The following is an 8,982-nucleotide window of genomic DNA, read 5'->3' on the forward strand; positions in this document are numbered from 1 at the left end:
CACAGTGCCCATCCTGCCAGACCATCAGCCCGGCGTGTCGGGCCAGAAACACCGATCTTGGAACACTCCCCCCTAGGTCGGGCGGACCTGGTGGGAGCGGCCACGCCGAGTCCCTCGTCTACGACACAGCGGGGTTGTACTTGGCGACGAAGTAGGCGGTGGAACCGGTGATCGGGCCGGTGTGGTCCTGCGGATCAGTGAACAGCGCCAGGGGGCAGAAACCGGCGAGGGTGGCGTAGAGCTCCAGCTCGCGGGGGAACAAGACTCGGCGCTGGATGCGGTCGGTCTCGGTGGTGCCGTCGTCGAGCTGCCAGGTGCGGCGCAGGGTGGCGATCTGGGTGCGGGCGTCCCAGCTGTGCTCGGTGCTTACCTCGGCGTGGATACCCGCCGCCTCGACGCGGCCACGCGTGGGTGTGGTCGTGAGGGCGGGCGCGATCTGGGTGACGATGAGCAGCAGGGTGCCGCGCTGGGCGTGGGCGGCGAACGTGGAGAAGGCGGCCCGGATGTCCTCGTTGTGGTGCAGGTAGGCCAGGGAGTTGCCGAGGCAGAGGATCGTGTCGAAGGTGCGGTCCAGCCGGATCGTGCGCAGGTCGCCGACGCGCAGGTCCAAGGCCGGGTGCTGGTGGCGCGCATGGTCGATGAGCGCGGGCTGGATGTCCACACCGACGCAGTCGTGACTCTCGGCGAGTACGGCCAGGTCGCGGGCGGTGCCGCAGCCGAGGTCGAGAACACTCCCGGTAGGGACGGACCCGTAGTCGTTGATGAGGCGCTGGCAGGTCACGGCTGCAGTGCTGTCGCGGGTCAAGGCATCGTAGAGGTCGGGACGCCGGTAGGCGACGTTGTGCTCGGCCAGGCTCATACGACCGGGGCGGCGTCAGGGGCCAGCAGGGAGCGGAGGCCGACTTCGAGGACGAGGGTGTCGCACAGCACGGACGGCACGGTAGCGCTCTGGTGGGCGTCGCGCACGGTGCGCTGCAGCGCGTCGGGGTTGATGAAGCCGTGGTCGGCCAGCAGCATGCCTTCGGCGAGCAGGCGTTCGGCGAGGGACAACCCGTGGTGGCGCAGGCCCTGTTGCATGAGGTCCCGGAAGTGTTCCGTGCGCTGGGGGTGGGTGACATAGGGCGGGAGGCCGGCGCGGGTGAGAAAGTCGCGGAAGAGCTTCTTGCCGCGGCGAGTCTCGAGCGGGAGTTGTTCGGCGAAGCGCACCAGGCGAGGGTGGGCAAACGGTGTGACCGGCCAGATCCCGGCGCGTAGGTAGGCGGGGTGGTGGATCGCGAACCCCATCAGGGTCGGTGTTGGCAGCACGGCCGACGGCGCCAGGTTGTCATCGATCGCGGCGAGGGCATCGTGGGCGCGGGGCCCCAGCCAGGACACCTCGGCCAGGCTCTGGGGTGGTGGTGGAGGCAGTTCGTCGATGCGGGGCGCCATGATCTCGTCGCCGCCGTTGCCGGTCAGCATGATTGCGACACCGCGGTCGGCGGCGCGGTCGGCGAGGGCTTCGAAGGCTTCGCGGTAGAACTCGCCGCGGGGATCGTGCGCCGCGCCGCTGGCCCGGATGCCGCCGGTGCAGAACGGGGCATGATCGTGCGCGCGCAGGACGTCGTCGAGTGCGCCGACATGCGCGGCGATCGCCGCGCGGCGGTGGTGCTGTTCGGCGCCGAGGGTTCCCTCGACCAGGAGTCCGAAGGTCCGCAGCGGGGTCGCTCCGGACTGATGCGCGGCGATCGCGACGGTGGCGGAGTCCAGGCCGCCGGACAGCTCCAGCCCCATCGCGGCGCCACTGGTGCACCACGGCCGTACTGCCTCGGTGAGCAGATAGGCGAGCCCGTCGCGGGGGTCGGCGCCGGGGCGCAGCCCCCGTGCGCGCGTGACGTGTTCGGCCGGGGGCGGATAGGTGAGCTGGACGCCCGCCGTGGTGAACGTCGCGATCGCGCGTTCGGTCAGCATGGTCACGCCGGTGAACAGGGTGTCGCTGCTGTAGCGGTGCCGTCTGGTTAAGGCACGTGCCACGGCACGATCCTGTAGCCGGGACGACTGGAGAAGATCGCGCAGCGCGGGCAGGTCCCACGTGCCGTGCAGCACCTCGCCGTTGTCGGCCAGGTACAGCGGCACGGTGCCGCCGATGCCGGCGGTGAGGGTGACCCGTCCCGGCTGCAGGTGCAGTACGAGCGCGTCACCACGGGCGGCGTCGGCCGCGCCGTCGCCGCCAGTCACAGGCGGTGTCGGTCCTTCCAGCGTCACCGGGCTGGCGAGGTCACGCACCAGGATCGTGGTCGCGCGCCGGTCATGGTCGATCTCGTGAGCTAGCGCCGGGTGCGAGATCGGCTGGACCCAGCTTTCGCCGCAGCGCCATCGGTCGTGGTCCCAGTGCCACGCCGGCCGGGTGAGGTCGGCCAGTGCCAGGCGAAACGCGAGCATGTCGGCTCAGGTCCTTTCCACCGTGCGGCTCGGGCGGCGCGCCGCCGCCCGAGCCGCGGCGGGTGTGATGTCCGGTCAGCTGGCGCAGTGGTCGCCCTTGTCGTTGCCGTCGGCGTCGCCGGGCATCTTCGGCGCGTAGAGGCTCTCCGCCGAGGGCACACCGAGCACCAGGTCTCCGGTGAACATCGCGTCCAGATCCATCTCGACTCCTTCAGGTCACATCCCGTGTGCTGTCCCACCGCGAGCTGTCGGGGCCCGCCGTGGTGGACGCGCCAGTCGACGCGCATACCTCATCTCACCAGCGCGTTTGCCGCTGTTCGACCCCTGCGGGCGGGCGAGGGGTACCCGAACCGTGGACGAAGCGGAGACAAGTGGCGGACTTCGGCACCTGCCCAGCGTCCCGGCTCGCTTACTGTGTGCGTATGGCTGGCTCCTCCGACCCGTTCCGCTCGCCGAACGAGACCTTGATCGCCCTGCGGGTCGAGCGGGCCCTGTCGCAGCAGGAGCTGGCCGAGGAACTCAACCGGCTAGCGACCACGAAACACAACCGGCACCTGACCCTGACCAAGAAGTCGGTGTACCGGTGGGAATCCGGGGAGACGGAGTTCCCGAAGCGTCTCTATCAGCGCCTGCTCGCCGAGTACTTCGGCGTCTCCATCACCGAACTCGGTTTCCATCGACCCCAGCTCCAGGCCAGCCGGCCGCCAGACACCACCGGGGCTGCCGTCGTGCCCGCGTCACCGGACGAGAACCCGGACGTGGTCGAGGACCGGCGGCGGTGGCTCGCGGTCCGCACCGCGCTCGGCAGCGCCCGGCGAACGCTCGCGCTCGTCGCCGAGGGCCTCTACCCGGACTACCGCGTCCCGGGGCTGGAACACACCGGCGTCATCACCCGGCCGAACTGGATCCCGGCCACGCCCGTACCGCTGGGTGCGGTGACTCTGACACTGGACTCCGACGCCGCCCTCCCCCTCCTTACCGGTGGTGAACCCCAGACCGCCGCCGTACGCCCGCTTCTCACGCCTGCGCAGCGGTTTCGCCGCTACCACGATGCGATCCGCGAACTCGCCGCGCCGCGTTTGTTCGAGAACAGGTTGTGCTTCCGGCTGACCGGGCTGGACTGGTCAGCGCGCACGATCCGGATGACCTTCGGGCACATGGGCTTTTTCGACTCGATGGACACCAACGAGGCGCTCGCGCACGAAACCGCCCTGCACCACCTGAGCAGAGACCAGCATGACCAGGTGGTCACCACCAAACCGTCGTGGCGGAACCTGGCCTTCCGCAAGCTGGTCGCCGACCCGTTCGACCTGTCCCGCCGTCCGCTCATGGGCGCAGTGGGCACCCTCACCATCCGCGGCGGCGAATCCCCCAGCATCGTGCTCCACCAGCGAGACGGCGGCCGAGTCGCCGGCGGAGGTGGCATGACCCACCTCATGCCCGCCGGGATCTTCCAGCCCTCCAGCGTGCTGCCCGCCGCTGTCGCCGAAGACTTCTCCTTGTGGCGCAACATCGAACGGGAACTCGCCGAGGAACTGCTCGGGCACGACGAGTACGACGGCAGCGGACACCCCATCAACTACAGCGACCTCGAACCCTTCGCCACACTCGACGACGCCTACCATCGCGGCGACATCAAGGTCTGGTGCCTCGGCGTCACGCTCGACGCACTGACCCTCTGCGGAGACATCCTGACCGTCGCGGTCATCGAGCCAGATCTCTACGACACCATGTTCGCCAGTGCCGTCAGCTCGAACTCCGAGGGCACGGTCTCGGCCCGCGCCCTTCCGTTCGAGGAGAACACGCTGCGCGAACTTCGGGAACAGGGGTACCTCTCACCGGGTGCAGCCGCAGCGCTGCATCTGGCGTGGACCCATCGCGCGACGCTCTTTCGCCGATAAGCCAACCGTCACAGGGATTCGAGGAACGGCGCGGCGACGCGGCTCTCAGCACAGCACAGAGAAACCGGGGCACGGCCATCCATTGTGGATGGCCGTGCCCCGGTTTTTTCTCGTTTCGGGCCCCGTCCAACCCGGCGCCCCGTGGTGGGTCAGGCGGCCGTGGGCCGGTTGCGCCGCTGGTTGCGCGGGACGATGGACGCGGCGGCTTCGGCGGTCTCGCGGGCGAGTTCGGGCAGGACGTGGGCATAGGTGTCGGCGGTGACTGCGATGGTGGAGTGGCCGAGCAGCTCCTGCACGACTTTGAGGTCCGCTCCGGCGGCGAGCATGAGGGTCGCGGCGCCGTGGCGCAGGTCGTGCAGGCGTACGGGCGGGAGTTCGGCGGCGTCGGCGATGGCGTGGAAGGCGTCGGTGAGCTTGGCCGGATGCAAGGGGCTGCCGTCGCGTTCGGTGCATACCAGTTCGTGCTCGACCCACGCGGCCCCGGCTGCCGCGCGCAGTTCGTTCTGGTGCTTCTTCTGCCGCCGCAGTACCAGGGTGGTGGCTTCGTCGAGGGCGATGATGCGGCCGGAGGCTTCGCTCTTGGGTTCGCCGAACTCGGCCTTCCAGCCCAGCTGGACGATCGCGGTGGAGATGGTGATCGACCGGCTGGGCAGGTCGATGTTCCACCACGGCAGCCCGCAGGCTTCCCCGCGCCGCAGGCCCCTGTAGGCGATGAGGTGGAACAGCGCGTAGTAGGGGTGGCCCTCGGCCTGGTCGAGGAACCGGCCGATCTGCTCGGGCGTCCACACCATCACGCGCGACGGCTTCTGCCCCGTGCGCTGCCACCGCTCGACCCGGTCCGGTGTCCACAGCAGCGCCTTCGGGCGGCGCCCCGAAGGCAGCTCGACGTAGGCGGCCGGGTTGAAGGTGATCTTCTGGGCCCGGATGGCGGCGTTGAACGCGGCGCGCAGGGTGGCGCGGTAGCGCTGCATGGTGGCAGCGCTGATGAGCCGCAGGCCGTGCACGCTCTCGCGGACATCGGGGTCGTCGCTTTCCTTGGCGGCGGAGATAGTGTCGTTGCGTTCGGCCATCGCGTCGAACATCCGCGCGATGTGGTCGACGGTGAGCGCGTCGAGCCGATAGTGGCCCAGGTGCGGGATCAGCCAGTTGGTGATGTGGAACTGGTAGGAGATCCGGGTGCCTTCCCGGATCTTCCTGCGCGTGGTGATCCAGCTGGTCAGCCATTCGCCGACGGTGGGCATGGCTCCGAGGCTGGCGTTGCCCGCATCGAGCTGCTTGGCGACCTCCTCCGGTGTGGGGAACGGTTCGCCGGTGCGCAGCCGGTTGTCGATGAGGTCGCCGATCGTGGCGAGTGCGGTGTCACCGCGTCGCTCACCGAGGGCGACGAGGTCGGCGATCTTGTCCAGCTGGTCCTGTGCGTCGGTCTGCGAGGCGAATCCGTGCCGCCTGCGGGTGCGGCGGGTCCCGTCGTGGCGTTTGGGAAGTTCGGCTTGATACGACCAGGTTCCGTGGTTGGAACTCCACATGCCGTTGGCGCGCTTGAGTTTCGGGCAGTGGGAGCCGAGTTGTTTCTTGGTGCCGGGCTGGGTGCAGGTGCAGCGTTTGTAGGTAGTGCCTTTGAAAGTCATCGCGGATTTTTCCTTTCCCGCAATCCGTGGGTGTCGCGTTCGGACAGGGGCCATGGACGCTCCGGTGCGCGCAGAGGGGAAGCGTCAGGCATGAGGCTCTTTGTCCAGCCCGAGCAGCTCGACCAGTGGCGCGACGGCGATGCGGTAGCTGCGGCCGACGCGGACCGCCGGCACGGGGAAGGTTCCGGCGCGGGCGAGTTTGTAGGCTGTGGTGCGGCCGATGCCGAGCATGCGGGCGGCGGTCATCAGGTCGGTGGTTACTCCGAGGTCGCCGAGTCGTTCGCGCGACCATGCCGGTGACGACGCGGCCGCGGTTGTCGAGTCAGGTGCGGCGGAGTGGATTCGGTCGAGATCGTGCACAGCAACCTCCTCGCGGCGAGGCGATGTCAGGTTTGGCGGCAAGGCAGGGGGGTTCTCGTGCGCGGGCTCTGACCGACACGGAACGGGGTCCCGGCGTCCTTGGGCGTGGAACGCCGTGACGGTGCCCAGCGGCGCCGTCAGGTACCGGCACGGCTAGGCCGGGACGCGGCTGTCGGCCTTTGCGGCACCGGCACCGTGGCCGCAGGACCGCTGCGGCAGGAGAACGGGGAGCAGCCGTCGGGATCGTCTTCCTCGGCGCTGGGTCGGCTGCGGGTGGCGTCGAGGTCGACTTGGTCGAGTGGGCGCAGTGAGCGGTGGATGAAGAACTGGCCGCGCAGCGGTTTTCCCTCGGCGTTGGCGCGGGGGCTGCCGTTGCGGATCGCCTTGTCGAACTCGATCAGGTCCGCCCACGCCTGCGGATCGGTGTCGCGGATGAACCTGAGCCGGGAGTTGCCCGAGTACGGGCATCCCAGGCACGAACTTTTCACCACGTCGCCCAGGCCCCGCTCACGCAGGTAGGCCAGGCAGTCCGAACGCGACATCCCGAGATCTAGCAGCGGGAAGATGTTGCGGGTGTAGTTGACGTCGGAGTCCTTGGCGCGGTGGATTTCATCGGTGGAGATACCGATGGCCTGGTCGACGAACACGCCACGCGGAACGCGCAGCGGATGTGGGTAGCCAAGGAGTTCGCGGACCGCTTTCTTCAGGGGCCGGATTTTATAGTCGCCGGTACATTGGCGGCGCGCCATTCCCCGTGTGCCGTCAGGGTTTTTGACGAACAACGGCATTGTCACGAAGCGCGCGTTGGGGTTGAGTGTGTCGTGCCGGATGTTGCCGTTGGACACGGTCAGCACCGGTATCCCAGCCTGCGCGCCGATCTTGCGCGCGGTGTCGAGTTGGGCGTAGACCTGCTTGGGTTCCCAGCCGGTGTCGGCGAACAAGGCGGCGTCGAAACGCGGAATCCGTCCCTCGCACGCGAGCAGAAACACCGACAGGCTCTGCACTCCGGCGCCGAGGCTCAGGAATCGGCCGCGTGGCCGACCGGGGTAGCGTTCGCGACGCGGCGTGCCCGATCGGTGGGCCGCCGGTGTCGCGGACGGACGGCGGCGCGCTGACGACTGCGTCGGCGGGCGCGACGTGGCGCCCTGCGCTGCGGACGGTGGACGCGATGCCATGATCACCGCACCTCCTTCCCGTCACCGTTTGCGGCGGATCCGTGGACCGGGCCGAGAAGCCGGTGCGGGATGCGCCGCACGCTGGTCGCGGGATCTTGAGCGGCCCAGAACAGCGCGGGGGTAACCAGGGCGCGATGCGCGGGCTGGTCGGAGAGCACCCACTGCTCGACGGGACGGAACGCACCGTTCTCGTCTCGGGTGCCGGTGGCCTGGTAGCCGGTGTACTTGATGTTGGTCAAGATCGAGGCGACTGCTGCGGGCGGCCAGGAGAGGTGTGTCCCGGGCGGGGGGTAGCGGTCATGGTCGGCGTCGAGCCGTGCGGTGATGTCCTCGACGGACAGGCCGGTGACCGCGCGCCAGTAGAAGACGTCCTGCACCACCGGGGCGCGGCGTGGATCCGGTGTCAGGCGGGTGCGGGGAGTGCCGCGTCGGCTCTGCGCTCCGGCCACGGTCATCGTGGTGTAGCCGTACGGCGGGCGGTGAACGTTCCAGCCCTCGCGGATCAGGACCGCGATCGCCTCGGCCGACCGCCGCGTCACCGGATGCTGCGCGGGCTGACCACAGGAAGGCGTGTGGCCGGGTACTCGGTTCGGTGGCCGCCGGTATCGCAGCCGGAGGCGGCGGCGGGCGGTACGGGCCCAGTGGCGCAGAGGGGCCGCTGGGTGGCGTGTCCTGCTGTGTGTGGGCATGGCAACGAGCCCCTTCAAAGAAGTCGAGTGGTGGAAGTGGGTGGAGCGTGGCGCTCCGGGGCGGGCTCGGTGGTGCCCTCGCCCCGGAGCGCCACAGGTTCAGCGACGCGAGCGGGTATCGCTGCGGCGGGCGCGCGCGGCGGTCGAGGCCCGGGCGGTACCAGGCGGGCGTGTCGAGCCACCGCCCGCTCGGGCCGGTCGGCTCACGCGGGAGCGCCTGTCCCGCGTCGGGCTGGCCGGCGGGTGGCAGGGCGAACGGTGCAGGTGGGTGAGGTCGTCCAGCAGGAGGCGTAGTGCGTGCGCGGCCTGCTGGGGCATCACCCCGTTGCCCAGAGCACGGAGTTGCGCGGTGCGGGGCAGCTCGAGGTGCTCGGCGGTGACCCAGCCCGGGGGAAGGCCCATGAGCCACTCGACGAACCGCGGCGCGAGCACGGGACGTCCGTGGCGCCCGGGCTGCGTCGGGTACGGCGCGACCCGCCCGGTGATGAGTTCCCACCGATACACGGCGGCGGCGTACTCGCCCCAGTCCACCGGGCCCGGTTCACCGCGCGCGGCGCGGCGGGCGCGCGGTGCGCGGCCGGTCGCCACGATCACTCACCCCCTTCCGCACCCGGGTCGTCGGCTTGGGCGTGGTGACGGCGATGACCACGGAGGGCAGCATCAGATCGCCCTTCGAGCCGCGCTGCGCGGGACAGCCTTTCGTGCCGTCGGTCGCCCGCGGAGTCGGCAGAAGTCGTAGAGTGTCCAACAGAGACGGGCCTCCTTGTCGTGACGCGGCGGAGATTCCGTTGGAAGAACCGTCGTGCGCGGT

The 8,982-nt window shown here is 69.8% G+C and carries 9 protein-coding genes; 1 reads left to right on the forward strand and 8 read right to left on the reverse strand.

The window, feature by feature from the left end:
* Nucleotides 1-118 precede the first annotated feature (118 nt).
* From FCN18_RS38595 to FCN18_RS40640, 3 genes are all read right to left on the reverse strand, one after another.
* Nucleotides 119-859 carry a class I SAM-dependent methyltransferase gene (locus FCN18_RS38595; protein ID WP_137097552.1) on the reverse strand — a complete coding sequence of 247 codons (741 nt, stop codon included), beginning with the start codon at nucleotides 857-859 and terminating at the stop codon, nucleotides 119-121.
* Nucleotides 856-2,418, reverse strand: a complete 1,563-nt coding sequence (locus FCN18_RS38600) for an asparagine synthase-related protein (protein ID WP_137097553.1) — start codon at nucleotides 2,416-2,418, stop codon at nucleotides 856-858. Before FCN18_RS38600 ends, FCN18_RS38595 begins: the two co-directional genes overlap by 4 nt.
* A 75-nt stretch (nucleotides 2,419-2,493) precedes the next feature.
* A complete protein-coding gene (locus FCN18_RS40640) occupies nucleotides 2,494-2,619 on the reverse strand; it encodes a hypothetical protein (RefSeq protein WP_267285386.1) in 126 nt (41 codons plus the stop codon).
* A 221-nt stretch (nucleotides 2,620-2,840) separates the two neighbouring features.
* Here FCN18_RS40640 and FCN18_RS38605 point away from each other — a divergent pair, with 221 nt between their 5' ends.
* Nucleotides 2,841-4,319, forward strand: coding sequence for a helix-turn-helix domain-containing protein (locus FCN18_RS38605; protein WP_137097554.1), 1,479 nt, complete (start codon nucleotides 2,841-2,843; stop codon nucleotides 4,317-4,319).
* A 149-nt stretch (nucleotides 4,320-4,468) separates the two neighbouring features.
* Here FCN18_RS38605 and FCN18_RS38610 read toward each other — a convergent pair whose 3' ends face one another.
* From FCN18_RS38610 to FCN18_RS38630, 5 genes are all read right to left on the reverse strand, one after another.
* A complete protein-coding gene (locus tag FCN18_RS38610) occupies nucleotides 4,469-5,947 on the reverse strand; it encodes a tyrosine-type recombinase/integrase (RefSeq protein ID WP_137097555.1) in 1,479 nt (492 codons plus the stop codon).
* Between the two features lie 84 nt (nucleotides 5,948-6,031).
* Nucleotides 6,032-6,307: a helix-turn-helix domain-containing protein gene (locus tag FCN18_RS40465; RefSeq protein ID WP_170200653.1), complete on the reverse strand. Its 276-nt coding sequence runs from the start codon at nucleotides 6,305-6,307 to the stop codon at nucleotides 6,032-6,034.
* A 137-nt stretch (nucleotides 6,308-6,444) separates the two neighbouring features.
* A complete protein-coding gene (locus FCN18_RS38620) occupies nucleotides 6,445-7,482 on the reverse strand; it encodes an adenine nucleotide alpha hydrolase family protein (protein WP_228714360.1) in 1,038 nt (345 codons plus the stop codon).
* A gap of 2 nt (nucleotides 7,483-7,484) precedes the next feature.
* Nucleotides 7,485-8,021, reverse strand: coding sequence for a recombinase family protein (locus FCN18_RS38625; protein WP_158303282.1), 537 nt, complete (start codon nucleotides 8,019-8,021; stop codon nucleotides 7,485-7,487).
* 249 nt (nucleotides 8,022-8,270) lie between these two features.
* A complete protein-coding gene (locus tag FCN18_RS38630) occupies nucleotides 8,271-8,759 on the reverse strand; it encodes a hypothetical protein (protein ID WP_158303283.1) in 489 nt (162 codons plus the stop codon).
* Nucleotides 8,760-8,982 lie beyond the last annotated feature (223 nt).

The sequence above is a fragment of the Prauserella endophytica genome, from assembly GCF_005146945.1.
Taxonomy (GTDB): Bacteria; Actinomycetota; Actinomycetes; order Mycobacteriales; family Pseudonocardiaceae; genus Prauserella_A; species Prauserella_A endophytica.

What these genes read in the sequence shown, in the direction of transcription:
- FCN18_RS38595 (WP_137097552.1), bottom strand. Translation starts at nt 859, where the DNA reads ATGAGCCTGGCCGAGCACAACGTCGCCTACCGGCGTCCCGACCTCTAC.
- FCN18_RS38600 (WP_137097553.1), bottom strand. Translation starts at nt 2,418, where the DNA reads ATGCTCGCGTTTCGCCTGGCACTGGCCGACCTCACCCGGCCGGCGTGG.
- FCN18_RS40640 (WP_267285386.1), bottom strand. Translation starts at nt 2,619, where the DNA reads ATGGATCTGGACGCGATGTTCACCGGAGACCTGGTGCTCGGTGTGCCC.
- FCN18_RS38605 (WP_137097554.1), top strand. Translation starts at nt 2,841, where the DNA reads ATGGCTGGCTCCTCCGACCCGTTCCGCTCGCCGAACGAGACCTTGATC.
- FCN18_RS38610 (WP_137097555.1), bottom strand. Translation starts at nt 5,947, where the DNA reads ATGACTTTCAAAGGCACTACCTACAAACGCTGCACCTGCACCCAGCCC.
- FCN18_RS38620 (WP_228714360.1), bottom strand. Translation starts at nt 7,482, where the DNA reads ATGGCATCGCGTCCACCGTCCGCAGCGCAGGGCGCCACGTCGCGCCCG.